The 26994-nt window shown below is 33.5% G+C and carries 30 protein-coding genes; 15 read left to right on the top strand and 15 right to left on the bottom strand.

Translation table 11 applies throughout. The features are described from left to right. Positions 1–46: 46 nt before the first annotated feature. Positions 47–919, bottom strand: a complete 873-nt coding sequence (locus D7004_RS01135) for a ChaN family lipoprotein (RefSeq protein ID WP_123204033.1) — start codon at positions 917–919, stop codon at positions 47–49. 130 nt (positions 920–1049) lie between these two features. Here D7004_RS01135 and D7004_RS01130 point away from each other — a divergent pair, with 130 nt between their 5' ends. The 7 genes from D7004_RS01130 to tsaB all read left to right on the top strand — a co-directional run bounded on the left by D7004_RS01130 (position 1050) and on the right by tsaB (position 5673). Then, positions 1050–1811, top strand: coding sequence for a LiaF transmembrane domain-containing protein (locus D7004_RS01130; protein ID WP_123204032.1), 762 nt, complete (start codon positions 1050–1052; stop codon positions 1809–1811). 164 nt (positions 1812–1975) lie between these two features. Beyond that, entirely contained in the window at positions 1976–3037 is a 1062-nt protein-coding gene (locus tag D7004_RS01125) for a sensor histidine kinase (protein ID WP_244214215.1), read from the top strand. Further along, positions 3015–3749 carry a LytR/AlgR family response regulator transcription factor gene (locus D7004_RS01120; protein ID WP_123204031.1) on the top strand — a complete coding sequence of 245 codons (735 nt, stop codon included), beginning with the start codon at positions 3015–3017 and terminating at the stop codon, positions 3747–3749. The genes D7004_RS01125 and D7004_RS01120 overlap by 23 nt, the downstream gene beginning before the upstream one ends. A 147-nt stretch (positions 3750–3896) precedes the next feature. After that, a complete protein-coding gene (gene rpmH, locus D7004_RS01115) occupies positions 3897–4055 on the top strand; it encodes a 50S ribosomal protein L34 (protein WP_010601723.1) in 159 nt (52 codons plus the stop codon). Positions 4056–4122: 67 nt separating this feature from the next. After that, positions 4123–4521: a ribonuclease P protein component gene (locus D7004_RS01110; protein ID WP_123204197.1), complete on the top strand. Its 399-nt coding sequence runs from the start codon at positions 4123–4125 to the stop codon at positions 4519–4521. Further along, a complete protein-coding gene (gene yidD, locus D7004_RS01105; protein WP_123204030.1) occupies positions 4505–4735 on the top strand; it encodes a membrane protein insertion efficiency factor YidD in 231 nt (76 codons plus the stop codon). The genes D7004_RS01110 and yidD overlap by 17 nt, the downstream gene beginning before the upstream one ends. A gap of 251 nt (positions 4736–4986) precedes the next feature. After that, on the top strand, positions 4987–5673 hold the full coding sequence (gene tsaB, locus D7004_RS01100) for a tRNA (adenosine(37)-N6)-threonylcarbamoyltransferase complex dimerization subunit type 1 TsaB (protein WP_123204029.1): 687 nt from the start codon (positions 4987–4989) through the stop codon (positions 5671–5673). Positions 5674–5677: 4 nt separating this feature from the next. Here the strand turns inward: tsaB and D7004_RS01095 are convergent, their stop codons facing one another. Together D7004_RS01095 and D7004_RS01090 are read right to left on the bottom strand one after the other, a co-directional pair. Further along, on the bottom strand, positions 5678–7078 hold the full coding sequence (locus tag D7004_RS01095; RefSeq protein WP_123204028.1) for a DUF5723 family protein: 1401 nt from the start codon (positions 7076–7078) through the stop codon (positions 5678–5680). Positions 7079–7116: 38 nt separating this feature from the next. Next, the gene (locus tag D7004_RS01090; protein WP_123204027.1) at positions 7117–8685 is read right to left on the bottom strand and encodes a hypothetical protein; all 1569 of its coding nucleotides are present in this window, start codon (positions 8683–8685) and stop codon (positions 7117–7119) included. 91 nt (positions 8686–8776) lie between these two features. Here D7004_RS01090 and D7004_RS01085 point away from each other — a divergent pair, with 91 nt between their 5' ends. Beyond that, positions 8777–9163 carry a DUF423 domain-containing protein gene (locus D7004_RS01085; protein WP_123204026.1) on the top strand — a complete coding sequence of 129 codons (387 nt, stop codon included), beginning with the start codon at positions 8777–8779 and terminating at the stop codon, positions 9161–9163. After that, entirely contained in the window at positions 9163–11643 is a 2481-nt protein-coding gene (gene priA, locus D7004_RS01080; protein ID WP_123204025.1) for a replication restart helicase PriA, read from the top strand. Before D7004_RS01085 ends, priA begins: the two co-directional genes overlap by 1 nt. Here the strand turns inward: priA and D7004_RS01075 are convergent. Next, entirely contained in the window at positions 11640–12326 is a 687-nt protein-coding gene (locus tag D7004_RS01075) for a hypothetical protein (protein ID WP_123204024.1), read from the bottom strand. The two genes, priA and D7004_RS01075, sit on opposite strands and share 4 nt — an antisense overlap. A gap of 189 nt (positions 12327–12515) precedes the next feature. Between D7004_RS01075 and D7004_RS01070 the strand changes: the two genes are divergently transcribed. Then, positions 12516–13172 carry a protein-L-isoaspartate(D-aspartate) O-methyltransferase gene (locus D7004_RS01070; protein ID WP_123204023.1) on the top strand — a complete coding sequence of 219 codons (657 nt, stop codon included), beginning with the start codon at positions 12516–12518 and terminating at the stop codon, positions 13170–13172. 126 nt (positions 13173–13298) lie between these two features. On the opposite strand, the gene smpB is transcribed toward D7004_RS01070, so the two are convergent. Further along, positions 13299–13748, bottom strand: a complete 450-nt coding sequence (smpB, locus tag D7004_RS01065; RefSeq protein ID WP_123204022.1) for an SsrA-binding protein SmpB — start codon at positions 13746–13748, stop codon at positions 13299–13301. Between the two features lie 206 nt (positions 13749–13954). Between smpB and D7004_RS01060 the strand changes: the two genes are divergently transcribed. Continuing rightward, positions 13955–14431, top strand: a complete 477-nt coding sequence (locus tag D7004_RS01060) for a TlpA family protein disulfide reductase (RefSeq protein WP_123204021.1) — start codon at positions 13955–13957, stop codon at positions 14429–14431. Here the strand turns inward: D7004_RS01060 and D7004_RS01055 are convergent. Both D7004_RS01055 and D7004_RS01050 read right to left on the bottom strand, forming a co-directional pair. Continuing rightward, entirely contained in the window at positions 14421–16283 is a 1863-nt protein-coding gene (locus D7004_RS01055; protein WP_123204020.1) for an Nramp family divalent metal transporter, read from the bottom strand. The genes D7004_RS01060 and D7004_RS01055 overlap by 11 nt on opposite strands. Further along, a complete protein-coding gene (locus D7004_RS01050) occupies positions 16270–16932 on the bottom strand; it encodes a metal-dependent transcriptional regulator (protein ID WP_123204019.1) in 663 nt (220 codons plus the stop codon). The genes D7004_RS01055 and D7004_RS01050 overlap by 14 nt, the downstream gene beginning before the upstream one ends. 126 nt (positions 16933–17058) lie before the next feature. Between D7004_RS01050 and D7004_RS01045 the strand changes: the two genes are divergently transcribed. Both D7004_RS01045 and D7004_RS01040 read left to right on the top strand, forming a co-directional pair. Next, positions 17059–17529, top strand: coding sequence for an Lrp/AsnC family transcriptional regulator (locus tag D7004_RS01045; RefSeq protein ID WP_123204018.1), 471 nt, complete (start codon positions 17059–17061; stop codon positions 17527–17529). A gap of 52 nt (positions 17530–17581) precedes the next feature. Next, positions 17582–17761, top strand: a complete 180-nt coding sequence (locus tag D7004_RS01040; RefSeq protein ID WP_341867657.1) for a GxxExxY protein — start codon at positions 17582–17584, stop codon at positions 17759–17761. 36 nt (positions 17762–17797) lie between these two features. On the opposite strand, the gene ung is transcribed toward D7004_RS01040, so the two are convergent. Both ung and D7004_RS01030 read right to left on the bottom strand, forming a co-directional pair. Continuing rightward, entirely contained in the window at positions 17798–18475 is a 678-nt protein-coding gene (ung, locus tag D7004_RS01035) for a uracil-DNA glycosylase (protein WP_123204017.1), read from the bottom strand. Between the two features lie 78 nt (positions 18476–18553). Then, on the bottom strand, positions 18554–19072 hold the full coding sequence (locus tag D7004_RS01030; RefSeq protein ID WP_123204016.1) for a thioredoxin family protein: 519 nt from the start codon (positions 19070–19072) through the stop codon (positions 18554–18556). 113 nt (positions 19073–19185) lie between these two features. Here D7004_RS01030 and D7004_RS01025 point away from each other — a divergent pair, with 113 nt between their 5' ends. Together D7004_RS01025 and D7004_RS01020 are read left to right on the top strand one after the other, a co-directional pair. Further along, complete coding sequence (locus D7004_RS01025; RefSeq protein WP_123204015.1) at positions 19186–19725, top strand: YgaP family membrane protein; 540 nt, start codon at positions 19186–19188, stop codon at positions 19723–19725. A gap of 386 nt (positions 19726–20111) precedes the next feature. After that, the gene (locus D7004_RS01020; RefSeq protein WP_123204014.1) at positions 20112–20666 is read left to right on the top strand and encodes a pyridoxamine 5'-phosphate oxidase family protein; all 555 of its coding nucleotides are present in this window, start codon (positions 20112–20114) and stop codon (positions 20664–20666) included. A 119-nt stretch (positions 20667–20785) separates the two neighbouring features. Here D7004_RS01020 and D7004_RS01015 read toward each other — a convergent pair whose 3' ends face one another. The 6 genes from D7004_RS01015 to D7004_RS00990 all read right to left on the bottom strand — a co-directional run bounded on the left by D7004_RS01015 (position 20786) and on the right by D7004_RS00990 (position 26755). Continuing rightward, on the bottom strand, positions 20786–20998 hold the full coding sequence (locus D7004_RS01015; protein ID WP_123204013.1) for a hypothetical protein: 213 nt from the start codon (positions 20996–20998) through the stop codon (positions 20786–20788). 125 nt (positions 20999–21123) lie between these two features. Further along, positions 21124–22833, bottom strand: a complete 1710-nt coding sequence (gene lysS / locus D7004_RS01010) for a lysine--tRNA ligase (protein ID WP_123204012.1) — start codon at positions 22831–22833, stop codon at positions 21124–21126. A gap of 141 nt (positions 22834–22974) precedes the next feature. Beyond that, complete coding sequence (locus D7004_RS01005; protein ID WP_123204011.1) at positions 22975–23433, bottom strand: MaoC family dehydratase; 459 nt, start codon at positions 23431–23433, stop codon at positions 22975–22977. Positions 23434–23559: 126 nt separating this feature from the next. Continuing rightward, on the bottom strand, positions 23560–25476 hold the full coding sequence (locus tag D7004_RS01000) for an AMP-dependent synthetase/ligase (protein WP_123204010.1): 1917 nt from the start codon (positions 25474–25476) through the stop codon (positions 23560–23562). Positions 25477–25628: 152 nt separating this feature from the next. After that, positions 25629–26168, bottom strand: a complete 540-nt coding sequence (locus tag D7004_RS00995; protein ID WP_123204009.1) for a hypothetical protein — start codon at positions 26166–26168, stop codon at positions 25629–25631. Positions 26169–26299: 131 nt separating this feature from the next. Further along, on the bottom strand, positions 26300–26755 hold the full coding sequence (locus tag D7004_RS00990; RefSeq protein WP_123204008.1) for a hypothetical protein: 456 nt from the start codon (positions 26753–26755) through the stop codon (positions 26300–26302). Between the last annotated feature and the right edge of the window lie 239 nt (positions 26756–26994).

Here is a 26994-nt window from a genome sequence, read left to right as displayed (position 1 = left end):
AAAAGATATGGATTTAACCATACCACTTTTGAAACAGCCTTTTTCCTTAATAGCTTCTTTTAACTTTTGGGTCTGTTATGATAATATAATCGCCCAGAGTTTTAAATTTTTCCCATTCAGGATTATCAAAACTTTCATCAGAAAAGGAAGAAATATTCAATATTCGTAATTTAGGAGCATATTTTTGAAGTTTAGCTAAAGTTCCTAATTTCTCGTCGCTATGGAATCTTCCATTCAGCTGTAAAATTTTAAATCCATTGTGCGCCTTTAAATACTTATCGATATTCCAGGCCATTGTAGCATCCCAAAGATTTTGAGTTTGATAAATTTTCATGGTGCCTGTTCCATGCCCACCCATGCTTTCTCCGAATTTTTCATAATATCTGCCAAGTGCAGTATCAATAGGTAAAGGTGGAAGAAAGCTGGAAGAGCCTTTCGGAAAATCTTTCAATGTTTCCAATCCACTTTTTGTAACTGCATTGCTATATCGGGTTGCAGCATTACCACCAATTACATCGATTTTATTTTCTTTTGCATATTCAATTAACGGACGATAATCTTTATAGTTTGGCCAAACTCGGGCTTCTTTAATAAAGTTTTTCTCCGATATCAATCCTGCCAAATATTCATCAATAACTGGTTGCGTATCAGTGTAAAACATTTCGAAGGATGCGGCTGTTTTTTTGGGATATTTTTGATACAGCTGCTTAAAAATTTCTGCTTCAAGATAATGTCCGATAGAATCGTTGTGGTCTTCACCAAAAAATAAAACATCTGCCTTATCCATATCTGCAATAATATCGCTAATTGCGATTATTTTTTGTTTTTTAACATCGTAAATTTTATAATTATCGCTGATGTTTTGAGCAAATAGGGTAGTTGAGGCAGTAAATAATAAGATAAATGATAGAAATTTCATGCGATTAAAATACTAAAACATTTTTCACCGATGAAATGAGATAACTCACCGCTTTTTAGCCATTTTTTGCAGTTGATGTATATATCTATTGCTGCATTGTAAATACTTTTGGTTATTAACAATTGCACAAATGGAAAACTCAAATAACAATTTATCCAATAATAGTTCAAGCAGAATGTTTAGCGGCTTGATAATCGTATTAATTGGGATAGCTTTTCTTATCAATACATTAAACCTCGATTTACCAAGTTGGATTTTTAGCTGGTCTAACTTCTTAATTCTTATCGGGATTTTTATTGGTTTAAGAAACAATTTTAAAGGCATTGCCTGGTTAGGTTTAATCTTAATTGGAGCATACAATACCATTGAAAATATGCATCTCGACTTTGATATTTCGAAATATGCGTTAGGTTTTGGTTTTGTTATTTTTGGTGCTTATTTAATTTTTAAGCCAAAGGGAACATTAAAAGTAAAACGGAAAAATCGCTATGCTGATGGTTTTAATCCTGCTTCTGGCAGTGAAACAATCAATATAAATCAAAATTTAGATGGTAATGATTTTGTAGAAGCAACTGCAGTTTTTGGCGGAAGCAACCAGATTGTTTATTCTAAAAATTTAAAGGGTGGCGATGTTACCGTTGTATTTGGTGGGGCTGATTTAAATTTCATTCAAGCCGATTTTACAGAAAGCATCGCACTTGATGTTACGGCAATTTTTGGTGGGATAAAATTGGTTGTGCCGCAAAATTGGATTATCAAATCGAATGTTACACCAATATTTGGTAGCGTAGAAGATAAACGCGGACATTTAATTCCTACGGGTGAAGTTCAAAAGACTTTAGTAATTGATGGAACCGTAATGTTTGGTGGCATCGAAATTAAGAGTTTTTAAGAAATTATCTTTATAAAAAAGAGACGTAATTTAAAATATTGTTGCAACACATTTGGTGGGTAAACTGCCGCCAAATCGCGGTAAGGGGTAAGTTTGGAATTCACTCATCCAAGGCTTATATAAAATTCATCATTACATTAACTACTCCCTAAACTAACTAAACATTGACAACCAGACCATTATCCGTTCCACAAATACAGAAAATTTCTATTGCTTTTGCCATAGCATGGATAATTTTATGTGCCGCAGGTTTGCATTATGTGGTAAATTTTTCATGGGTGATTTCATTTACAGATAGTGTAATTACCAACTTTTTGCTGATAGTGGCATGCATCAGCATCAGCAATATGCTTGGCTATTATCAACCCAAAAATGAACGGGTTTTGTATGTTTTAATCATTTCATTAGCGCTCACTTTTGTTATCATCTATCTCGCAAAATATTCCCTTCTATTTATTTTTACTGATTTTAAAAACTATCAGGATTTTTATAATTTTTCTTTTCCTTTTAGAGGTCTTATTTCTTTTATGTGTTTAGGTTGGTGCGCTTTAGCAAATATTTTATGGTATAGGTTAGAAGAACAATCGGAAATGCAAGGACGGCTATTATCAACACAAAACTTGGCTAAAGAAGCGGAGCTGAATAAATTACGGCATCAATTACAGCCACATTTTTTATTTAACAGCTTAAATTCGGTATTTGCTTTAACTATGGTAAACCCAAAAGAAGCAGGTGTAATGATAACCAAATTGGCCTCTTTTTTAAGAGGAACTTTAAAAAGAGACGATGAACTTTGGGTATCTGTGGAAGAAGAAATGGAATACATTCAACTTTACCTTGATATCGAAAAAGTACGTTTTAGCCACAGGTTAAATATTGAAGTGAACATCAGTGAAGATACACTTAACCTATGTTTGCCTGGTACATTACTGCAGCCAATTGTAGAAAATGCTATAAAATTTGGGTTGTACAATACATCTGCAGGGATTACCATTAAAATAGATGTTACGGTCGAGAATGATATTTTAAATTTAAGGGTACAAAACCCTTTCGACCCTGAAATGAAAGCAACAGGAGGAACTGGTTTTGGCTTAACGGCAATTAAAAGAAGATTATACCTGTTATTTGCCAATCAGAATTTGTTACAAACCGAAATTGAGGCAAATAATTTATATATTACCACTCTTAAAATTCCTCAGAAAGATGATCAGAACCATACTAATTGATGATGAGCCTTTAGCAAGAGATATTGTAAAATATTACCTATCAGAACATAAAGAAATAGAAATAATTGCAGAGTGTTGTGATGGTTTTGAAGGATTAAAAGCAATAACCCAACATAAACCCGATTTAATTTTTCTGGATATTCAAATGCCTAAAATTAGTGGGTTTGAAATGCTTGAATTGGTTGAGGATAAGCCCGCTGTAATTTTTACAACTGCATTTGATGAATTTGCAATTAAAGCTTTCGAAGTTAATGCAGTAGATTATTTATTGAAACCAATTGATAAAAGTCGCTTCGATTTAGCCATGCAAAAGCTGCCTTTAAGGTTAAACCAGAAAGAAAGTACTGATGCTGTTTTAGATGCTGTAGCAATGAGTTCGGCTCAAAGTAATCGTGTTGTTGTTAAAAAGGACGGTATTATTAAAATTATACCGGTTGCTGATATTAATTATTTGGAAGCGGATGACGACTACGTTAAATTAAGTACAACTGAAGGTGCATTTTATAAAAACAAAACGATGGCTTTCTTTGAGCAAACGCTTGATGCAGGACAGTTTATCAGAATACATCGTTCTTACATTATTAATTTGGCACAAGTAACTAAAATCGAGCTTAAAGAGAAAGACAGTTATGTTGTTTTGCTTAAATCAGACATTTGGTTGCCTGTGAGTAAAACAGGTTATGCCAAATTAAAAACAGCATTAGGATTGTAAACAGCAATCTGCAAATGCGTTTTAGAAAGATTTACTACATTTGCTTTTCAAATTAAAAAATAAAATTAATCGGGCTTGCAATTGTAGAGAAATCGCTTTATATTTGCACCTCTTAATTTTGAAATTATAATAAGATAATATACAGTCATGAAAAGAACATACCAACCTTCGCAAAGAAAGAGAAGAAACAAACACGGCTTCCGCGAAAGAATGGCAACAGCTAACGGCAGACGAGTATTAGCATCACGTCGTGCTAAAGGAAGAAAAAGATTAACAGTTTCTGACGAACGCAAGCATAAAGCATAATTTTTGATTGCTTTTCCGAGCAATCGGAACTGGCAGATCAAAATCTGCAATTATCAATCAAAAAAATATGTACACATTCAGGAAAGAAGAACGGTTATGCAGCAGAAAACATTTAGATCTGCTGTTTAAAAACGGTTCTTCTTTTTTATTATACCCGTTTAGGGTTTCTTATCTTTTTATTGATGAACCCGCTAAGGTTCAGGCCCAAGTGGTTATCAATGTTCCAAAAAAAAGATACAAAAGGGCGGTCGACCGCAATCTTTTAAAGCGTCGCATTCGTGAGGCTTACCGATTAAACAAACAAAATAATTTTTACACAAAACTACCTGTTGATAAGGGCTTGCTTTTATTTTCGCTTCAGTTTATTGGTAAAGAGAAGTATGAATTTTCTTTCGTAGAAAAAAAATTAATCGCGACATTTAACCGATTTTTTAAGTTAATCGAGCCGAATGAAGTTGATAAATAAAGTTTTCGGCTGGTTATTTTTAGGGTTGATTAGGATTTATCAATATGCAATTTCGCCAATGTTAGGTGCGAATTGTAGGTTTACGCCAACTTGTTCTCAATATGGACTGGAAGCAATTAGAAAGCATGGGCCATTTAAGGGCGGCTGGCTAGCCTTGAAACGTATTGGTCGATGTCATCCCTGGGGAAATCATGGCCATGACCCTGTGCCTTAGTTGTTTTAAATGGTTGCCTGTTGTGGGTTGCGAGTTGCGGGGCTGGATGCAATGACCGTTTACCGGTTGGGGGGCTGGATGCAATAAACAGTTACCAGTTGGGGGTTGCGAGTTATGGGGCGATATGCGGAAGAGTTAAAAGTTACGAGTTACTCTGCTGGTAATTAATTAAATAAAAAAAAATGAAAAATAATTTTCAACACATTAAACCTTTCATCACAAAAAAATCCAAACCTTAAACCCAAATTAAAATGGCAATAATACTTCAGTTAGAAACGGCAACCGCTGTTTGTTCAGTCGCTTTATCAGTCAACGGAGAAACGGTTTTCACAAAAGAAGAAAGCGGGCAGAATTTGCATGCTAGTAATTTAACTTTGTTTATCGAAGATGTTTTAAAAGCATCTGGTTATGTATTTAAAGATTTAGATGCTATAGCAATCAGTAAAGGTCCGGGTTCATATACGGGACTAAGGATAGGTGTTTCTACCGCAAAGGGTTTGTGTTATGCATTAGATAAACCATTAATCGCAATAGAAACTTTAACCATGATGGCTGCAGGTTTTTTAAGTCAAAATTCTGGTTATAAAGGCTTGGTTTGCCCAATGATTGATGCTAGAAGAATGGAAGTTTACACTGCAGTTTTTGATTCAGAATTGCAAATTTTAGAGTCAACAACCGCCAAAATCATTGACGACTTAAGTTTTGTAAATCTGCTTGCTGAGCATGAAATTACCTTTATTGGAGATGGAGCTGCCAAGTGTGCTGAAATTTTATCAAATCCGAACGCCAAATTTAGTTCTGCCAACTTCAACTCTGCAAGTAATCTTTCTATTCTTGCAGAAGATGCTTTTAAAATTGGCACTTTTGAAGATGTGGCATATTTTGAACCTTTTTACTTAAAGAATTTCGTACTTACACAACCAAAGAAAAAAGTTTAACGGATTAATTCTTTTTAAATAATGAGAACAGGTTTTTGAAAAAGCTACCGCCTCCATTATCATTAATTCCAGGCATTACATCACTAAATTGTGGATGGTTAACCACATTTCCAAATTTAATTCCAATACCCATGTAAAATGAAGCGCCATTTGGTCCGCTGCCTATGGTGTAGTCATTTTTTAGTATTGCTCTCGCCGAATTGGCAGATGAAATTAAGTTATCTGTGCCCATAAATATTTCAAAATTAGGCGTTTGATACTTGCCTTGTAAGCCAACCATAAAAATATTGTTTAGGTTGTATAAAGGCGTTACACTTCCGCTAAAATCATTGTATTTAAATGTATTTATGAATGCAATATCGCCACCTTTGTAAAATAGATTTTTTGAAATTGCAATTGCGGGTTTATAAAAATCAAAGTTTTTCGATATGTAAACATCAGCTTTGGCATTGGTCGCAGCTAAGAATTTTTTCGGCTGTTCTGATGATTCAAAAATATCTCTTATCTGCCGATTGGTATTGCCTTGATTTGAAGTATTAATTGTACTAGGAATGCTTAGCGTCGATTGTGTGGTATTACTTCTCCACCATATAAAGCCCAAATCTTTGATGTTAGCCATTAAAAACAATCCTTTTTTGGTGGTGTAATTTGTACTAAAGCCAACAGAAACACCTGGATTTTTAAAATTAGGAATTACTGTATTCCTATTGATTTTATTTTGATCATTAAAATTGCTAGCGTAGGTACCAGTCAAGCCAATATCTAATGAGCCTGTAGAAGGATCTTTATCTAAATACGAATCCGAAATGTTTAAATCGTTGTAAACAATGCCACTTAACACACTTGCCTTTACGCCAAATGCTAATCTTTTATTGTAATTTTCTCGGTAAGTAAAACTAAATTGGTGGTAAGATTGCTGATAACCTTTGGTATTAAAAATATCATCTAATCTATTATCAGGAAATCTCGGAGCTGAATCAAAAATGATAAGTGATTCGTTGGTGTAATCAATTTGAGAATCTGACCTAATTTGCCAGGCAAAACCCATTTCTTTTTGATATTTATAAGAATGGAAAAGCCGTAAAGTAAGCACATAAATATTGCTGTTTTGATAAAAATGATTTATTTCGCCCGTTCCAATTGGTAAATCTCTGTTGTCGTTTACGCCATCAACCATTAACCTTCGGATAACGGATTCGGCACTTCCTTTATTAGCACCATTAACACCGAAATAAGGCAGGAAAAAGTTCGAGGAAAATTTTCTGGAAGAATCTAAAGTGAACGATTTTTGAGATGGATTTTCAAAGGCATCAAACATGGTTTTGGTGCCAAACAAAGCATACTGTTGTGCAAAACTGGTGTTGAATGATACGAAAAGAATGATAGCAAGTAGAAGTTTCTTCATTAATGGTTGGTTTTGGCTTGAGTTTATTGGCTGATTTATTAACGAGCACTTAGTGAATCTGGTATTTGTGATTTTAAATATTTGTTTAGTAGCGTGTTAGTAATAAATTTATTCTTATCCGAACTCATTTGATAATAAAAAGTATCGAAACCCTTTAAGCCACTATCTGCCCTTAAATGTTTGTAGTAGTTTAAGTTAATATTCCTTCTGAAAATATCAGTCGAATTCTTAGTATTTATATAATAACTAATGTTTGATGTTGTTGAAAGCTGATTTAAAGCATCTTGATAGTCAGCTTGTTGAATTAATAATTTATTGTTTTTGTAACTATTTAAAAAAGATTGAACTGTACTTGCATTATTAGCAAAAACCAAATTATTATCAATGATGGTATAATATGGTCTTTCAAATTTTTTAAATGGTTCACCAAAGAAACTGTACAAAATATTTGGCGATTTAAAAATTTTGATTTCATCGCTATAATCTGCACTAACATCTAAAAGCAATTGCTTTACCTTTTCGCCATTTGATAAGGTAATTGCACCCAATTTTTCTGTTGTACTTAATTGGAAACTAATAAACTGATTTTTCACATAAGGTAAAAAGATAGATTTTAAATCAACACGATAATTGTTTTTAACTGAATTGATGGTGCCTTCTATTTTTTTTGTTTCTTCTATTAGGCTTTGCCAATTATTAAGTTTTTTGTTCCAAAGTTTATAATCACTATATGAAAAAAGGCTGTAATTAGCAGTATTATTAGGTAACAGGTTTGTAATGCTGATGGCTTGGGGAACATCATTTTCAAAAATTTTCAGGTAATTATCTGTAGCTACAAATTCTGTAGTGCCACTAAATAATATCTGCTCTTTACTAAAATTATAAGTTAGCGAAGCAAAACTGTTTTGCTTGTTAAGAAATGAGATTTCACCATTTAAATTTCCGGAAATTATATTTTTTAATGCTTGTGGTGCATGGTTAAAATTAATGTATAAATGCGCCAATACGTTTTTATTCAACAGATTGTTTTTGTTAATATAATCCGTAAAAGGATTTTCGGATAACCTTACAGCAGCATCATCAATAAGTTTTAAAGATGTTGAGGCAGTTAACACCTGGTTTTGAACGCCAATAAAAATTGACAGACTATCATTAAAATTAATTTTATAAACGTCTTTTTTAATGGCAGTTAAATTGGTTTCCTTTTTTAGTTCCTGATTGAATTGTTTAAAATCTCTATCTGCTAAAATTTGGGTTGTGATTAAAAAATTTAGCTCTTTTTGTTCATCTGGTAAAATGCTTATGTAGATTTTTTCATCAGCAATAAAACTGTTTAAAGCATTGTTATTAATAATTTTATCTCTTAAATGCCTTAAAAACCAGGTTTTCTGTGTGCCTAAAACCTGCTGCAATAAACCCTGACTTTCAATAATTTGGTAAAAACTTTTATCATTTTGAAAAGCAAAAATAATTGCAGCATTATTAGTGGCAGATTGTAAGGCTAAATCTTTCGCATTGTTCTCATTACTTAATTTAGAAAAATACAGGTAAGTTAAAAATGCAACGCCTGCAATCAATGCAATTATTAGAATTAAGATTTTTCTCATCTGTTTGTGCAACAAATTTAAATTATTACATCCATTTGTACTAAGTTCTTACCCAATTTATTAATTTAGCGTTTGTTTCAAGCTAAACTTTATGAACAAACGTATAATTCTTACTGCTTCTTTCTTTGGTGCCGTTGCTGTTCTATTGGGTGCTTTCGGCTCGCACGGCTTGAAATCTCTGGTTGATGCTTCTTCTTTAGAAATTTGGCAGAAGGGCGTAAATTATCAGTTTTACCACACTTTTGCTTTACTCTACCTTTCAACATTTGCCCGTTACCGAAATAAATTAATCAATATAGCTTATTTTTGTTTCACCTTCGGAATTGTACTTTTCTCAGGCTCATTGTATCTGCTGGCAACCAGAAGTATTTTAAATATTGGATTTGTTGATGTTATTGGTCCGATTACTCCGATTGGAGGCTTGCTTTTTGTATTGGGCTGGATAATGTTATTTTTCGCTGCTGTTAAAGACAAATAATGAACGGATTTGAATTGGATATTTTTACAGAAAGAGAAACACTTTTTGTGGAAGTTATTTTGCCTTTATCTTTGGCAAAAAACTATACCTATCGCGTGCCTTTCGAGCTGAATAGTCAGATTGAAATTGGTAAAAGGGTAGTTGTTCAGTTTGGTAAGCATAAAATTTATACTGCTTTAATTAACAGCATTACAACCGTTCCACCAACCATTTACGAAGCAAAATACATACTCGATGTAATTGATTCTGCACCTTCAGTTACCGAAACCCAACTTAAGTTTTGGAAGTGGATGATGGATTATTACATGTGTAATGAAGGTGATGTGATGGCTGCTGCATTGCCTGCAAGCTTAAAATTGGCGAGTGAAACCATTCTTATTCTGCGAGAAAATTTTGATGATAGCGTTGAACTAACAGAAAGAGAAGCAATAATTATAAGTGCTTTACAAAAGCAGCAAAAGCTAACGGTTAATGATGTCTCCAAGTTATTGGGTCAAAAAACCATTTATCCGATTATTAACCATTTATTGGATAAGGAACTTATTCTTGTTGCCGAAGAAGTTATTCAAAAGTATAAGCCTTTGTTAAAATCATTTATAATTTTAAATGAGTTTTATAACGAAGAAGAAAATTTAAAACAGCTTTTTGCAATTTTAGATAGAGCACCTAAACAGCTAGATGCACTTCTCGCTTACCTAAAATTGAATAAACTAGGTTTGCCAATTTCTAAAGAACAGCTTTTAGAAGAAAGTAATTGTGGTGCAGCAGCATTGAAAGCATTAACTGATAAAGATATTTTTACAGTTTTAAAACGACCAGTAAGCAGGCTTGCAGCTCATGATGATGATTTCAGTGTAAATTTTTTGCTCAATGATGGTCAGCAAAGTGCACTAATTCAAATCAATACCGCTTTTGAAGATAAAGACGTGGTTTTGCTCCACGGCGTTACAGCATCTGGTAAAACCCAGGTTTACATTAAACTAATCGAAGAAATTATAAATACCAGCGATGGGCAGGTTTTATTTTTATTACCGGAGATTGCTTTAACCACGCAAATTGTAGAAAGGATTAAAAAATATTTTGGCAATTCAATTGGCGTTTATCATTCAAAATTTAACAATAGCGAAAGGGTAGAAATTTGGAATAAGGTTAAGCATGGTGCTTTTAAAGTCGTATTAGGCGCTCGCTCGGCTGTGTTTTTGCCTTTTCAGAATTTAAAATTAATTGTTATTGATGAAGAGCATGAACCATCTTACAAACAATACGATCCGGCTCCAAGGTACCAGGCCAGAGATTCGGCCATATATTTGGCCCATTTGCATAAAGCAAAGGTTATTTTAGGTTCCGCAACACCATCACTGGAAAGTTATCATAATGCATTAATAGGAAAATATGGCTTGGTAGAGCTGAAAGAACGTTTTGGTGGCGTTCAATTGCCAAATCAACAAGTTGTTAGCATAGCTGAAGAAACCAAAAGAAAAACAATGGTTTCTTATTTTTCTAGCGTTTTGATTAAGGATATTGATTTAGCCTTAAGTAAGAAGGAGCAAATTGTTCTATTCCAAAACCGCAGAGGGTATGCAACGATTTTAATTTGCGCTACCTGTGGCTACACCCCCAAGTGTGTAAATTGCGATGTTAGTTTAACATATCATAAAAGCAGCGGCAAGTTACATTGTCACTACTGCGGATTTCAGCAGAGCAGTGTTAATATTTGTCCGGCTTGTGGCTCAGTACATGTCGAGCAGAAAGGCTTCGGCACAGAGCGTATTGAAGAGGAACTGAGATTACTCTATCCGGAAATTACCATTGCCCGTTTAGATATGGATACTACCAGAACTAAAAATGGGCTTCAGCAAATTTTAACCGATTTTCAAGATAAAAAAACGGATATTTTAATTGGTACGCAAATGGTTGCGAAGGGTTTGGATTTTGATAATTTAAGTCTTATTGGTGTAATCAATGCAGATACTTTACTAGGCTACCCGGATTTTAGGGCTTACGAGCGTAGCTATCAATTGTTAGCTCAGGTTGCTGGTAGGGCAGGTAGGCGGGCAGACCAAGGGAACGTTTGCATACAAACTTATGATGCTGATAATAGAATTATCAAGCAGGTTGTTGATAATGATTACCTGGGAATGTATAACGATGAAATTGCAGAACGTGAAAAGTTTTTATATCCGCCATTTTCAAGAATGATTTTCATTGCCGTGAAACATAAAGACGCTACAGTTTTGGAAAATGCCGCTTTTTTCCTTGCGAAAATATTAAAAGCAAAATTCGGACAAAGGGTTTTAGGTCCTGAACAGCCTTTGGTTAGCAGAGTAAGGAATCTCTACATAAAACAAATCATAATTAAAGCAGATAAACACACGGCAATTAATAAAGTAAAATCAGTTTTAAGAGAAACCCTTACCGAATTTAATGCAATGAAAGAATATAAAGGTGTTTTAATTCAAATTGATGTTGACCCTTATTAGTTTTTACTATTAAAGTTAAACTGAATTCCTGCTGAAACTGGATTTAACAAAAATTCCCACTTATTGTATGTATTTATGGTTCTGCCTGCAAGGTTTGGCTGTGTAATATCTTGCTTTTCGTAAGAATAATTAAAATCTAAACTGCTTTCGGCAAATATTGCAAGGTTTGGAATAATGTTAATTTTAAGTCCCAAAGATGGAGTCATAACCAATCCGTTTTTACTTGCATCGGCAGATTGACTTGTGGTAGGAACCATAGAATTGGCCGGTGATAATGTTCCGGTAAATCTGTTAGAACGATATCCAATATCAAAAGCAAAATATGGTTGAACTCTTGAATAGTTAAAGTTTTTTTCGAATCCTATTTTAAATGAATAATCAGTTACTTTTCCTTTAGCAATTTCGCAGGTTTCGCATGTATTTTGAAATTGAACATCAGTATCTCTAAAGTAATTCCCGCTTATTCTATAGCTTATCTGGTTATCGTTAAATTTTAACATTGCTCCGTTACCAACCATTTTGGTATAATCCTGAGTATTAGTTTGATTTAATATCTTAGGTAGTTGCATCATACTAAAGCCTCTAACTGCAAAAGAGTAATTATAATCGGCGCTTGTTTGTGCAAATATGGTTGTGGTAACGGCGGTGCATAAAATAAGTATGCTAAGTAGTATTTTTTTCATTTAAGAGGAAATAGATATTTTTATAAATGTATTTAGTTTTCAAAAGTAGAAATAATTCTTAATAACGAACAAATAATATTTATGGTGCTAACAAGCTTAAAAAATTTTAGTTTTGATTACCTGCAACTTACATTCAGAAATATTTTTTTACCTTGTACAAAAGCATAAATAAACTACTTTTGAAACTTCATGGCCTACAAATTTGTTGATAATTACCGGGAAAAAGGAGCGAGAAAGAAGTTAGTTGAATTGCTAAAAGCTCGTGGAATTGAAGATGAAAATGTATTAAAAGCAATAGGAAAAGTTCCACGTCATTTCTTTTTTGACGAAACTTTCTGGAATCAGGCTTATAAAGATATTGCTTTTCCTATTGGAGATGGACAAACCATATCTCAACCTTATACCGTAGCGTACCAAAGTGAATTGGTACATATAAAAAAAGGCGATAAGGTATTGGAAATTGGAACGGGCTCTGGTTATCAAACCTGTATTTTAATGGAATTGGGCGCTAAAGTTTACACAATAGAGCGACAAGAAAATATTTTTAACCGAACCATCCAGGTTTTGCCGGGAATGGGATACAAACCTTCTTTTTTTTGTGGTGATGGCTCAAAAGGAATAGCTGAACATGCACCTTATGATAAAATTATAGTTACTGCAGGAGCGCCACTCGTACCAGAAATTTTATTGAAGCAATTAAAGGTTGGCGGCATATTGGTAATACCGGTAGGAGATGAGCGTACTCAAAAAATGGTAACCGTAATTAGGGTTAGCGAAAATGATTACGAGAAAATTGTTTTAGATACCTTTAGGTTTGTGCCATTAGTGGGCGACCAAGCTTGGTAGGTTTTTGGTTGGTTGGTTTTTTGGTTGTTTAGTTTTTTGGTTCGTTAGTTTTTTGGTTGTTGGTTATTCATTTGGTGATGGTTTATTTAAATATCAGCACTAAAAAATAGAAAATTGATTTTAAAACTATCTTTTCATTGCTCTATCCATTTCCCGCTTTACATCTTTATCTTTCAAACTGTCGCGTTTATCAAATTCTTTTTTTCCTTGAGCTAACGCGATTTCTATTTTAGCAAAGCCACGCTCATTTACAAAAATTCTAAGCGGAACAATTGTGTAACCTTTTTCTTCCCCCTTAGCTTTCAGTTTCTTAATTTCTCTTTTTTGAAGCAGCAAAGCACGGTCTCTTTTAATATCGTGATGAAAAAAGGAACTGTGGCTGTATTCAGAAATATGGAGATTTCTTACGTACAAATTTCCACCAATAAACATGCAAAATGCATCTGTCATGTTTGCTTTTCCTTGTCTAATGGCTTTTATTTCTGTTCCTAAAAGGGCAATTCCTGCTACATATTTATCAATCAAATTGTAATCGAAATAAGCTCTTTTATTTTTTATATTAATATCGTTTTTCAAAATGGGTACGTTGTTAAACCAAATAAGTAAATGCTAATTGTTGAAGCAAAAATACTTGGGGTTGCAAATATCTCAAAAAATGCATGAAATTTATTATTTTATGCAACTTGTCTATAAAATATAAATGTTCAATTTTTGTAAAACCTAATCTATAATGTGTTCTGTTATCAATTTAAAAATTTAAGTTTGAATTTATATTATTCGTTATGAAGTTTAGAAACCTGTTTTTTGTTTTGATTATGTTTTTTGCTTTTTCGGCAAATGCACAACAACCGAATTATTTACCTCAATTTAAATTTTTTAAATTAGATGGAAAGCCATATTCTAACATCAATATCAACACGACAAAAAAAACACTTTTCATTCTTTTTGATTGTACATGCGAGCATTGTCAAAGAGAAGCGAAAGAACTTAATCTGGCCTACTCTAAATTGAAAAATGTTACAATTTTGATGGTTACGCTTGATGAATCGATTTCTATCCAAAAGTTTTTTGGCTCTTTTGCACCAGGTTTAAACTTAAAACCAAATGTTACCGTTCTTCAAGATAGAAACCGAACTTTTATTCCAACGTTTTTACCATCACAGTATCCTGCCATTTATTTATACTCGCCTGCTGGAAAATTGCTGGTTTACACTTATGGAGATGGCGGCATCAAAAAAGTTTTAAAAGCTATCGGATAATCAAAACCGGGATATTAACTTTATGCCTAACAGAATCTACTGTTGTGCCAAAGATTAAATCTTTAAGTCCTTTATGTCCATGAGCGCCCATCACCAAAAGCTCAAATTTATTTTTATTGCTAATGTCTGCAATTGCTTTTGCTGTGCCACCAAATCCTATAAAAACAGTAGCATCGTATCCTAAATCCGCCAGGTTTATTTTATATTTTTCGAGATTATTGGCATCACTTTGTGTTTCATGATCCATCACAATATCACCATGATACCTTGCTGCTGCTGTTTCTACCACATGAATTAAGTAATAATGCGCATCTTTTCCGCCTTGAATTAAGGCATGCCTTATGGTATTTCTATCGTTTGTAGAAAAATCAACCGCTATGCCAATTCTTTCATAACTTATCTTTTCTATTTTACCAATATCGAGCGCATTTCCATGGGGAACCATTTGTCTTTGAAGATTGCCTTTGTTTATCAGCGGATGAAGAAATACATACAATAAAAGCAATACCACCAAAACTACCGCCGGAAAAACAAAAACATAAATCCACCAGGTGTTCGCATCTTTAGCCCAACCTGAGATTTCTTCTATGACCAACTTAACATTTAGAGAAATAATAAGAAATGCACTTCCCCAAGCCCAAACCTTCATCCATGTTTTGATGGCAAAATCTTTCATCAGCTTTTTATCTGATGTGAAATGAATTAGTGGAATAACTGCAAAACCCAATTGCAGGCTCAAAACAACCTGACTTAACACCAGCAAGCTACCTAAAGCACCATCTCCATAATACAAAATCGTAAAAAATGCAGGTATTATGGCCAATAATCGTGTTATTAATCTTCTTAACCAGGGCTGAATACGTAAGTTAATATGCCCTTCCATAATAATTTGTCCGGCAAGTGTTCCAGTTACGGTAGAACTTTGCCCGGCCGCTATCAATGCAATAGCAAATAGGGTTGGGGCTACGTTACCGAAGATATTTGATAGCAATTTGTGCGCATCCTGAATTTCTGCTACCTCGTGTAAACCATTTCTAAAAAATGCTGCAGCAGCCAAAATTAAGATAGCTGCGTTTACAAAAAATGCCAAGTTTAAAGCTACGGCTGTATCAATAAAATTAAATTTTATGGCTTCTTTCATGCCTTTATTCGTACGTTCTATTTTTCGGGTTTGTACTAGTGAAGAATGCAGATAAAGATTATGCGGCATCACCGTTGCGCCTATGATACCGATAGCAATGTACAATGCATCGCCACTTAAAAGTGAAGGTTCGAAACCTTTAACTACCTCTTTAAGTGAAGGTTCTACGATAAACATCTCTACTAAAAAAGAAATCCCAACTATAAATACCATTGATACGATAAAACCCTCCATGGCTCTCATACCTCTGTTTAAAAGGAATAGCAATAATATGGTATCGAATATGGTGATAGAGATACCCCAAATTAAAGGTAATCCAAAAAGCAGCTGTAAGCCAATTGCCATTCCAATAATCTCGGCTAAATCGCAAGCAACAATTGCTGTTTGTGCCAAACCAAACAATGGAATATTTACCCATTTAGGATAGGCATGTTTCGAAGCTTGAGCCAAATCTAATCCTCGAACGATGCCAAGCCTTGCACTAAGCGATTGTAATAGTAAAGCGATGAGGTTCGACATTAATAAAACCCAAATCAGTTGGTAACCAAATTTACTGCCACCTGCTAAATCTGTAGCCCAGTTTCCTGGGTCCATGTAACCAACGCTGATTAAATACGCAGGCCCGATGAATGATAAAATTCTCCGCCAGCCTTTTCTTTTATCGGTATTTACGCTCTGATGAACTTCACTTAACGACTCAGTTTTTGCCATTATTGCTTATTAAAATGTGTTTTGCAACTTCTCTGCTTATGTTGATTTGTTTTTCTTCAATTAAAATTTCTACCGAACCATCGAAATCCGTAACATCAGAAATTTTGATTTGTTTGCCTAATGTTAAACCAAGCTTTTCTAGGTGTTTTAAAAATGCTGAACTGTGTTGACTAACACCTGTAATAGTTCCACTGTCGCCAATTTTTAATTCGATAAGCTTGATGAACTGAGTTTTTGCAAACCTTCCGTTTTTATCCGGAATAGGGTCGCCATGAGGATCTGCTTTCGGAAAACCTAAGAATTCATCCAAACGCTCAATTAGACTAACGGATTTTATGTGTTCTAGTTCTTCTGCAACATCATGAACTTCATCCCATTTAAAATTTAGTTTTTCAACTAAAAAAACTTCCCAAAGTCTATGCTTGCGCACAATATCGACTGCGGCATGTCTGCCTTTATCTGTAAGTGTTACACCCTGATATTTTATATAATCTACTAAACCTTTCTCGGCAAGTTTCTTAATCATATCGGTTACAGAAGCAGGTTTTGTTTGTATCTGCTCGGCAATTGCATTGGTTTGAACATTGTTTGTTTGCTCAGCCAAGTGATAAATAACTTTAAGATAATTCTCTTCGGTAAAACTTTGCATTTATGTTTATCTAATTATATTTTTAGGTAAATCTAAAAATTATTATTTAAAATATATATGATAAATTATGTTAAATTTTAGAATATAATTTGGTTATGTTTGTGTTCTCAATACCTTTGAACTTATATGGCATCTGAATTAGACAAAATTGATTTTAAAATTTTAAAAATTTTACAAGAGAATGGTAGAATTACCAATCTTTTACTATCTCAGGAAATTGGTTTATCTCCGGCTCCAACTTTAGAACGTGTTCGTAAATTGGAAATGGCAGGATTTATCAAAAGTTACCATGCTTTAGTTGATGAAGAAAAATTAGGTTTGGGTATTAAAACGTTCATCCAAATTCAGCTCGATTTCCATAAAAACAATACCATTCAAATCTTTTTGGATGAAGTAAATCAAATAAAAGAGATTACGGAGTGCCACCATGTTACTGGGCAGGCAGATTTTTTATTGAAGGTTTATGTGAAGGATATCAAAGCTTACGAGCGTTTAATTATGGATAAAATTAGTAAAATATCTGTTGTTAAAACTTTTCAAACGATGATGATCATGTCTACGACTAAAAAGGAGCCTATTGTACCTTTGGAGTATTAATTTACTTAGGATCTTAGATTTCAAATAAATTTCAGATTATTTTAGTGGATGCTTGGTTTTGGAATTAAAATCTGTGGAAAAAATTCTTCCAATACACGAAGCACAAATTATTACTTACATGAAATTATTGAAAGCTCCAAAAGGAATGCTTGTAAATTTCAATTGTACCAACATTGTGCAAAACGGCAAGAAAGCATTTGTTAGTGAATACATGTTCAATCTAAACACCTAACTTAGATGTTCTAAGATGTCTAAGGTGGTAATAAGTTTACCTTATTGTCCAATCAATCGGCGTTAAATTATTCTGTACCAACAATTGATTTGCTTTTGAAAAGTGCTTTGAACCGAAAAATCCATTGTATGCAGAAAAAGGGGATGGGTGAGCTGCAGTTAAAACGTAATGTTTCTTCTCGTCTATCAATGTAGCTTTTTGTTGAGCGTATTTTCCCCAAAGAAGAAAAATTAAATGCTCACGCTTTTGCGATAACGCTTTAATGATTTCATCAGTAAATATTTCCCAACCTCTATTTTGATGTGAACCAGCTTCTGAAGCACGAACGGTTAATGTTGCATTAAGCAATAAAACACCTTGTTCTGCCCACTGCATCAAGTTTCCATGTTGCGGTGCTTGAAAACCTTCTATATCTGTTTCCAGTTCTTTATATATATTTTTTAATGAGGGCGGAATCGCAACTCCTTTTTGAACAGAAAATGAAAGTCCATGAGCTTGATTATTACCATGATAAGGATCCTGACCAAGAATAACAACCTTAACTTTATCAAATGGAGTTGTATTTAGTGCATTAAAAATATCGCTGCCTTTTGGAAAAACCTGATGACCTTTTTGCTTTTCTTCAGTCAAAAAAGCTTTAAGGCTTTTCATGTAGTCTTTATTAAACTCTTCTTCTAAAACGGCTAACCAACCTGGTTCTAACGCGGCAGACATATATTATTGGTATAAAATTGTGAATCGTATAAATCAATCAATGATTTTAAAATACAACCAAATTAATCTATTAAAGTTTTAAGGTTTCTTTTTAAGAATTGCTAAAAAATCACCTTCAAGAGTTGTTTTAGGATGCTCGACAATTCTACCTAATTCCTTACCTTTTTTATCATACACAATAAAAGTAGGTACTCTTTGAATATCTAAACCATCAATAATTCCATTCTCTGCTTTTTTATGTCCATCTACAGCAATAATACTTACATTTTTTTCTTTAAAATGTAAAGCATCTAAAACTTTAAAAAAGTTAGGAACATTTACCTTACTATCACCACACCAGGTTCCAAAAACAATCTTTACTTGTTCCTTTTTAATTAATTTTTTCAGTTCAATCATTGTTGCGGCATCTGGAATGTACGCAGCATACAATGGATCATACATTTCTTTAAATTCGGGGAAGGTGACAACGCCTTCTCTTGTACAAGTGTTAATTAGAATTTCTTTATTGTGAGCAGCATCGTGAATTTTTTTATTCACTTCTTGTGCAGAAACATTCATGGCTAGGATAATTAGGGTTATAGATAATAGATATTTCATTTTGATGGCTAAGTTTTTTACGTCTAAATTTTTAATGAAATTATTGTTTTAAAATCTAATTTCTGCTATTTAAACACGATATTTGCAAAAAAAAAATATTTAGAATAAAATTTATGCCAAATATTATAAGATTAATTGCGGGGTTTGCATTATTGGGTGGCGCTGTAGCTTTATTTATTTTCGGTTTTTGGCCATGGGGCATTGTTGCCATATTCCTTGGGCTAATTGTATTGGTAACTTATTTTTTCAATGAGAATATGTTGTTGGCACAATGGTTTCTTAGAAAGGATAATATGCCTAAAGCTAAAATGTATTTAGATAGAATTACTGATTATCAGAAACAACTAATTAAAGTGCAACACGGATACTACAACCTTCTTGTTGGTTTAATTGAAAGTAGAACAGCACCTTTAAAATCAGAAAAATATTTTAAAACAGCTTTAAGTTTAGGTATGCAAATGGAACACAACATTGCATTGGCTAAATTAAGTTTGGCAGGTATTGCTATGGCAAAACGTAACAAGCGTGAAGCAACAATGTATCTAGCCGAAGCAAAAAAAGCAGATAAAAATAAATTACTTGCCGACCAGATTAAACAAATGAAAGACCAAATGGGTATGATGGATAAGCAACAGCAGGTTAGATATAGATAAATTCTATCAAAATAAATGAAAGCCATTTCTTAATTGATTTGGCTTTTTTTTTAAAATGTATTTTAGCATTTTATGGAAAATGAACATCCGCTGTAAATTCAAACTTTGCGAAAAACAACGAGAATGCTATTCCAATCTTGCTTTAAAATTAAGCAATTTGCGAGATGTATAGACGTAATGCTTTAAGTTTACAGCACGAACTTAAGTGGATAAACCTGATAGAACGATTATACTTTTTGATGTAGAATTAATAATGCTAGCACTAACATTAACAAAAAGATAGTAGTGATAGCAGGACTGACATTTATTCTTATTGGGAATGTGCTTTTCGAAATCTTCAAAACCAAATCAATTTTAAAATTGTAGTGTATATAAAACTTACACTTATGGCAACATCGCAAGAAGGGAGTACGAACAATACTCAAGAAGAAAATAATATTAAAGATTTAGGCGGAAAAGAAGCTGTAGAGAAACTACGTGATTTGGCAGATAAAGCTGAAAGTTGTTTCTTTTGTACAAATATTAAAACTGGTGTACCAATGTCGGTTAGGCCAATGGCCATTCAGCAAGTTGATGATGAGGGCAACATTTGGTTTATGAGTATGAAGGATAGCAATAAAAATGAGGAAATTGCTTCAGACCCGTTTACACATCTTTTGTTTCAGGCTGGTGCTCATTCTGGTTTCGTTAATATTTATGGTATTTCAGAAATTCTTAGAGACCAAGCTAAAATTGATGAACTTTGGAGTCCATTTATTAAGACCTGGTTTCAAGGTGGTAAAGACGATCCTAATATTACGTTGATAAAAGTTATCCCTTCAGAGGGTTATTATTGGGATACAAAACACGGTACCGCGGTAGCTTTCCTAAAAATTGCAGCTTCGGTGATTACTGGAAAAACAATGGATGATTCGGTTGAGGGTACTTTAGATATTGATTAGTGGTTGAGATTGAGGTTAAGGATGAGATTAAGGTTGAGGATAAGGTTAAGATTGAGTTTAAGGGTGAGATAAAAGCCAAGGTTGATTAACAATTTTGGAGTTTTTACTCTTTAAAATCTTTACTTATCACCTAAGTAATCAAATCCTTCTAATTCTTCTCTTTGATTTCTTTTACTTAAAATATCGTCTTCTTGAGCTTCAGCTCTTTTGAAAAAGAAAGCTTCGGCTTGAATTCTTTTAATTAACTGGTGAACCAAAGATAAGTCGAATGCATCTTTACTCAATTTAATGCAATATTCTCTTTCGGTAATCTCTAAACTTGAAGTATTCATATAGCAATGATTTTAATTATCGATTGCTGTAAATATAGAAAAGGCTTGCTAAATATTTGTTAGCAAGCCTTTTAAATTTGTGTTATGTTTACGTTAACTATGTGTAGATATTTATAGTTAATACCTTATTTATGCGATAAAAATAATCCTTCTTCAGTTTTAGTAACTTTTAAAATACCTTTACCTGTTAATGCTTTTAAGGTAACATCCCATTTTTTATTACTCCAGTCTGCTAGTTTTGCCTTAACATCAGCTAAAAGAAAATTTTCTCCCTCTTTTACCAATGCGAATAATTCAGCTTCTTCGGGTGTTAATTCAATTTTCTTCTTCTCTGGTCGCATTTGTGGGAAAAACAGAACTTCTTGAATGGTACTTTGATTGGTCATAAGCATCACAATCCTATCAATACCAAAGCCTAAGCCCGAAGTTGGCGGCATTCCGTATTCCAAAGCACGAACAAAATCATCATCCATTGCCATTGCTTCGGCATCACCGCGGTCTGCAAGTTTTAATTGATCTTCAAAACGTTCTTTTTGGTCAATAGGATCATTTAATTCTGAATACGCATTTCCGATTTCTTTACCATTAACAAATATTTCAAAACGTTCTACCAATCCTTCTGCGGAGCGATGTTTCTTCGCAAGAGGAGTCATTTCAATCGGATAATCGGTTATAAAAGTTGGTTGAATTAAATTGGCTTCAACCTTCTCGCTAAATATTTCATCAACCAATTTACCACGACCCATGGTAGAATCGGTTTCAATACCTAATTCTTTACATGTTTGAATTAATTGTTCTTCATTCATTGCCGAAACATCAATTCCGGTAAATTTCTGTATCGATTCGTACATGGTTAATTTTTCGTACGGACCCTGAAAATTAATTTGATTATCGCCGACAGTAACCACAGGACTACCATTTGTAGCGATAGCTACTTTCTCCAGACATTCTTCAACCATAGCCATCATCCAGATATAATCTTTGTAGGCTACATAAATTTCCATTGAAGTATATTCAGGGTTATGTGTACGGTCCATTCCTTCATTACGGAACATTTTACCGAACTCATAAACGCCATCAAAACCTGCAACAATTAATCTTTTTAGGTACAATTCATTTGCAATGCGCAAATAAAGAGGCATATCTAAAGTATTGTGATGCGTAGCAAAGGGGCGAGCAGCAGCACCACCGTGAATCGGTTGTAAAATTGGGGTTTCTACCTCCATCCAACCTTGTTCATCAAAATAATTACGCATGGAGTTAATTACCTTACTGCGTTTGATGAAAATTTGCTTAAAATCGGGATTTACCGTTAAATCAACGTAACGCATTCTGTAACGTAATTCCGGATTTGTAAATCCATCATAAACGTTTCCTTCGTCGTCTCGCTTAACAATTGGCAATGGTCTTAATGATTTTGATAAAACTGTAAAGCCGGTAACATGAATAGAAATTTCTCCTGTTTGCGTTGTGAAAACGTATCCTTTCACACCAATAAAATCACCAATATCTAAAAGCTTTTTAAAAACGGTATTGTAAAGTGTTTTGTCTTCATCAGGACAAAGCTCATCTCTTTTTAAGTAAATTTGAATACGACCTGTAGAATCTTGAAGTTCTGCAAATGATGCAGCACCCATGATATTCCTGCTCATGATGCGACCAGCTAAACTAACGGTTCTATAAGCGGTTTTATCCTTTTCGTAGTTTGCTAAAATATCAGCAGCGCTTACATTAATTTCGTAAGATTCTGCAGGATAAGGGTTAATGCCTAATTCTCTAAGTTGTTTTAGCGACTCACGTCGTAGTATTTCTTGTTCTGATAATCCTATACTCATTTCAGGTATTTTTTGCAAAAGTATGCATTTTACAACACGTTTAGCAATAGTAATCTGCTGTATTAAAGTAATAATTTTGCCTCGTGTGGTATTTGGTGGCTGTTTTAAATAAATGAATAGCCTGAATTTTTATTAATTGAATTATTTGAAATGATAAAGGAAGATAACATTGCCGGTATAAGCTGTTTTTGTTTGTCCTTTGATGTCTAAATTTGCCTCAATAACAACTTTAGTAATCCCTCTCAAATCTGATATCGCGATAAGTTTTGCTCTTAACTGAACCTCATCATTTACCAATACTGGTTTGTTAAACTTAAATGATTCAATGCCATAATTTACCTCCATTTTAACATTCTGTATGTCGGCAATTTGTTTCCATAAATACGGAATAAGAGATAACGTTAAATAACCATGAGCAATAGTTCCTCCAAATGGACTGTTTTCTTTAGCCGCTACTGGGTCGGTATGTATCCATTGAAAATCAAGTGTTGCCTCGGCAAATTTATTGATTTGCTCCTGATCTATTTTGTGCCAATTAGACGAACCTATTGCGCAACCTAAATATGATTTATACTCTTCGAAACTATTAATTATAACCATAAAATTGCATTGATTCCCATTTCCGGGTATTGATTAAAACATTAAATTATTTATACTTTGTTTGAAAATATTTCGATTATTAAGAACTGATGAACATTAATTGTTTACAAATTGTTTTACAGTTTATTAGCTTTCAGCTTCTATGCCTTCTTCGTACATTTCATCAATCGCATCAGCATACTTTTTTTCAACAATTCTCCGTTTAACTTTCATGGTAGGCGTAATTTCTCCTTCATCAATATTAAAAGGATTTCGTTTAATTTTAAAGTTTTTAATGCGTTCGAACTTGGCCAACTCATTAGAAATCTTTTTAATATCCTGTTCCATCCAATCCTTTATATCTTTGTTTTGAATAAAAGGATCAGCTTCATCAAAAAACGAAGGTTTCAGATTAAAGGTTTCCTCTAAAGTTTCACGATTTGGAATGATGATGGCTGTAATAAATTCGCGTTTATCGCCTATTAAAAATAATTGTTCAATCTTCGGACTTTTTAGGTAAATATTTTCAACCGGAGTTGGATATACGTTTTTGCCGTAAGCGTTAACAATCATGTTTTTTAAGCGGTCTGTAATTTGAAGATTGCCTTTATAAAACCGACCAATATCTCCAGTATGAAACCACATAGCCGAATCGATTGCTTCGGCAGTTTCTGCTGGTTTATTAAAATAACCTTTCATAACGCAATGGCCACGTACGATTACTTCTCCTTCAGCGCATTCAAAGTCTTCATTAAAAGTATCGTGTGTTTGTATGTTAATAATCTCTTTAGATTCAATCTCCTGAATGCCAATTTCAATACCAGGTATAACGCGTCCCACGGTACCATAAACCTGTCGGTGATACTCTGTAACTGCCATAACGGGTGAGGTTTCTGTTAAACCAAAACCCTCTAATATTTTAATGCCCAAATCACCAAAAAATTCACCAACATTTTTTGGTAATGCTGCACCACCAGAAATCATAAATTTCAATCTTCCGCCGGTTTTTTCTTTAATCTTACTAAATACCAGTTTCTCGGCAATAGCTTTTTTAGCAGTCAAAACAAGTCCTGGATTTTCTCCAGCCTCTTTAGATAAGCGATATTTATTTCCGGTTTCTAGAGCCCAAGTAAATATCTTGGCTTTTGTACCACCACCGGCTGTACCAGATTTTATGGCTTTATCATGAATCCGTTCTAATAATCTAGGCACGCAACTCATAATTGTAGGACGAACCTCGCCCATATTTTTTGCCAGAAGCTCTAAACTTTGAGCAAAAGCTATTTTACAGCCTTGTGCACAGCATACATGATAGGTTGCAGTGCGTTCGAAGACGTGTGAAAGAGGTAAGAAGGATAGAAATGTTTCAGTTTTATCAATTACAGGAATCTGTTCCAAGCAAACCTCAACATTTTTAACAAAATTGTAGTGTGTTAGCATAACACCTTTAGGCGTTCCGGTAGTTCCTGAAGTATATATTAAAGAAGAAACATCGCTTGGATTTACAGCATTTCTGCATTGTTCAATTTCTGCTTTTTCAGCAGCGCTGATTTGATGTTTAAGAGCAAGAATATCCGAAAATGCAATTACTTCTACATTTACATCGGCAGGTATTGTTACCTTTTCAAAATCCTTAAAAGCGGGGATAATGTATTTGAGTTCTTTACATCTTCCGGTTACTTTGAGCACTTTGCGATATAAAAAATTGTTACCTATTAAAATGCCTTTAATGCCCGAATCATTGATGATATATGCAACTTCTTGCTCTGATAATGTTGGAAAGATGGATACATTTATAACGCCAATTTGCTGAATTCCCTGATCGTAATAAACATATTCTGGCGAATTTTCTATCATTAATCCTAATCGATCGCCTTTTTTAATTCCCTTCTCTAAGAAATAAGCAGATACAGCGTCAGCTCTCTTTAAAGTATCTTCAAAAGATATTTCTGCCCATTCTGCACCCTGCTTGTGAATTAAAAAGGTATGTTCGGGTTTATGAATGGTTTTTACCACATTTCTTAGTAATGTAGGTATAGTAGAAAACTCGTTAATTATTGGCATTGCTTACAATTTGGTTTGCTCGTTACAGTTAGCAATAATAACGCTTTTTGATTAAAAAATGCAAAAGGCTCCGAAAATTCGAAGCCTTGTTGTTTTTTAGATGGTAAGGGTTTATTTATACCTTATAACTAGCTATGAGGTAAATTCTAATTTCAATTGTAAGGGGCAGAAAATTCACCTTCAGTTACATTTATAAAGGTATTACCACCACTTAATTTTAGCTTTCCTGAAAAAGTTCCTTTAACGCCCCATTTGGTTAAACTGGTTATCGTTAATGTAAATGATGTTTCGCTACTTCTGCCGCCGCTGTAAACGGTAGTGCTAATAATTTTGCCGTCTTTCATGTTTTGGATGAAATAGTCTCCATCAAGCTCTGGGGATAAAGAACCTGCTACTGAATAGGTTGTTTCTTTAGCGCCCTCATTTGGAACCACTAAACCGATGCCAAAGCCCGTTATCATATCTTCCTTTTCCCATCCACTAATTGTTACAAAATGAATTTCTTTTTCGGATGGTTTATCATTGGCATTTACATTATAATTAAAATTATACGCTTTGCCATTTAATTTACACTTTAAAAATTTATCAGTACTTGCTTCTCCAGCAGCATCTTTACCACACGATAAAAGAACCGTAATTAGCACAATACAAAAAAGTAAAGATAAAATGTTGCGAAATTTAGATGTTTGCATAAAAGGGTTGATTAATTAACATTAATAATTATTACTTCAGATAATCTATTTGCAAAAAAACTGAGCGTATAAAACAAATAATCCTTAGATAGAACCTACCCAAGGATTACTAAGATGTGTTAATTTTCCATTTATTTTATTTTGACTGAAATTTCTCCTTCATCCAAGCCATCAATATTTTTTTCAACAAAAGTAGATGGTGAACTTTTCTGCAGAGATTTTAATAAATCTTCTGTTGTTCCGGCGTGTTGTACTGTAATTGTTGAGCCTGAAGAACTAAATTTCATTTTTGTATTTTCTACACCTTTACTAGCTTGAACATTTGCATTAATGGTTTTAAGAGATGCAAATGTTACACCACTAAGCTTTATCAGGGTTGTGTTATCTGATTTATCTCCAGAAGCAGATTTTTTCTTTCCGAACATACCACCAATTTTACCAGCTGTATTATTTGTTCTGTCTGCTGTATTAGCTGCCCTGTCTGCCTTATTTAATGTGCGGTCAATTTTATCTAAAATTCCTTGAGCATTTGCCGATGTTATGCCTAACAATATAAAGGCAAAACAAGTTATCCACGTTTTTTTCATAATTTATTTTATTAAATGTTTTTCATTAAAAGCTTAATAAAATTATGATCAAGATGTAATGCAATCAATACCAACATGCAGGCATTTTTTTTGTACCCATTTACAGGTATATTTAAAAATACTTAATTAATATATTTAATAATACTTATCTTTTGCGTTGTTATAGATAATAAGCAAAGATGCTTTTTTGTTAAAATACTAATTGAATTATTGTCCCTCAATTAAAAAAGATATAGGTA

Origin of the sequence: Pedobacter jejuensis (genome assembly GCF_003725795.1) — a bacterium.
Lineage (GTDB): Bacteria > Bacteroidota > Bacteroidia > Sphingobacteriales > Sphingobacteriaceae > Pedobacter > Pedobacter jejuensis.
Note: the sequence above shows the minus strand (reverse complement) of the source record. Positions and strands in the feature narration are given on the sequence as shown.

Coding starts and splice junctions, on each gene's coding strand:
- D7004_RS01060 (WP_123204021.1), top strand. CDS start 13,955: ATGAAGTTTAGAAACCTGTTTTTTGTTTTGATTATGTTTTTTGCTTTT.
- D7004_RS01070 (WP_123204023.1), top strand. CDS start 12,516: ATGGCCTACAAATTTGTTGATAATTACCGGGAAAAAGGAGCGAGAAAG.
- D7004_RS01075 (WP_123204024.1), bottom strand. CDS start 12,326: ATGAAAAAAATACTACTTAGCATACTTATTTTATGCACCGCCGTTACC.
- D7004_RS01120 (WP_123204031.1), top strand. CDS start 3,015: ATGATCAGAACCATACTAATTGATGATGAGCCTTTAGCAAGAGATATT.
- D7004_RS01110 (WP_123204197.1), top strand. CDS start 4,123: ATGTACACATTCAGGAAAGAAGAACGGTTATGCAGCAGAAAACATTTA.
- D7004_RS01015 (WP_123204013.1), bottom strand. CDS start 20,998: ATGAATACTTCAAGTTTAGAGATTACCGAAAGAGAATATTGCATTAAA.
- lysS (WP_123204012.1), bottom strand. CDS start 22,833: ATGAGTATAGGATTATCAGAACAAGAAATACTACGACGTGAGTCGCTA.
- tsaB (WP_123204029.1), top strand. CDS start 4,987: ATGGCAATAATACTTCAGTTAGAAACGGCAACCGCTGTTTGTTCAGTC.
- yidD (WP_123204030.1), top strand. CDS start 4,505: ATGAAGTTGATAAATAAAGTTTTCGGCTGGTTATTTTTAGGGTTGATT.
- D7004_RS01030 (WP_123204016.1), bottom strand. CDS start 19,072: ATGAAATATCTATTATCTATAACCCTAATTATCCTAGCCATGAATGTT.
- ung (WP_123204017.1), bottom strand. CDS start 18,475: ATGTCTGCCGCGTTAGAACCAGGTTGGTTAGCCGTTTTAGAAGAAGAG.
- priA (WP_123204025.1), top strand. CDS start 9,163: ATGAACGGATTTGAATTGGATATTTTTACAGAAAGAGAAACACTTTTT.
- D7004_RS01045 (WP_123204018.1), top strand. CDS start 17,059: ATGGCATCTGAATTAGACAAAATTGATTTTAAAATTTTAAAAATTTTA.
- D7004_RS01130 (WP_123204032.1), top strand. CDS start 1,050: ATGGAAAACTCAAATAACAATTTATCCAATAATAGTTCAAGCAGAATG.
- D7004_RS01020 (WP_123204014.1), top strand. CDS start 20,112: ATGGCAACATCGCAAGAAGGGAGTACGAACAATACTCAAGAAGAAAAT.
- D7004_RS00995 (WP_123204009.1), bottom strand. CDS start 26,168: ATGCAAACATCTAAATTTCGCAACATTTTATCTTTACTTTTTTGTATT.
- D7004_RS01085 (WP_123204026.1), top strand. CDS start 8,777: ATGAACAAACGTATAATTCTTACTGCTTCTTTCTTTGGTGCCGTTGCT.
- D7004_RS01090 (WP_123204027.1), bottom strand. CDS start 8,685: ATGAGAAAAATCTTAATTCTAATAATTGCATTGATTGCAGGCGTTGCA.
- rpmH (WP_010601723.1), top strand. CDS start 3,897: ATGAAAAGAACATACCAACCTTCGCAAAGAAAGAGAAGAAACAAACAC.
- D7004_RS01000 (WP_123204010.1), bottom strand. CDS start 25,476: ATGCCAATAATTAACGAGTTTTCTACTATACCTACATTACTAAGAAAT.
- D7004_RS01005 (WP_123204011.1), bottom strand. CDS start 23,433: ATGGTTATAATTAATAGTTTCGAAGAGTATAAATCATATTTAGGTTGC.
- D7004_RS00990 (WP_123204008.1), bottom strand. CDS start 26,755: ATGAAAAAAACGTGGATAACTTGTTTTGCCTTTATATTGTTAGGCATA.
- D7004_RS01055 (WP_123204020.1), bottom strand. CDS start 16,283: ATGGCAAAAACTGAGTCGTTAAGTGAAGTTCATCAGAGCGTAAATACC.
- D7004_RS01135 (WP_123204033.1), bottom strand. CDS start 919: ATGAAATTTCTATCATTTATCTTATTATTTACTGCCTCAACTACCCTA.
- D7004_RS01025 (WP_123204015.1), top strand. CDS start 19,186: ATGCCAAATATTATAAGATTAATTGCGGGGTTTGCATTATTGGGTGGC.
- D7004_RS01050 (WP_123204019.1), bottom strand. CDS start 16,932: ATGCAAAGTTTTACCGAAGAGAATTATCTTAAAGTTATTTATCACTTG.
- D7004_RS01095 (WP_123204028.1), bottom strand. CDS start 7,078: ATGAAGAAACTTCTACTTGCTATCATTCTTTTCGTATCATTCAACACC.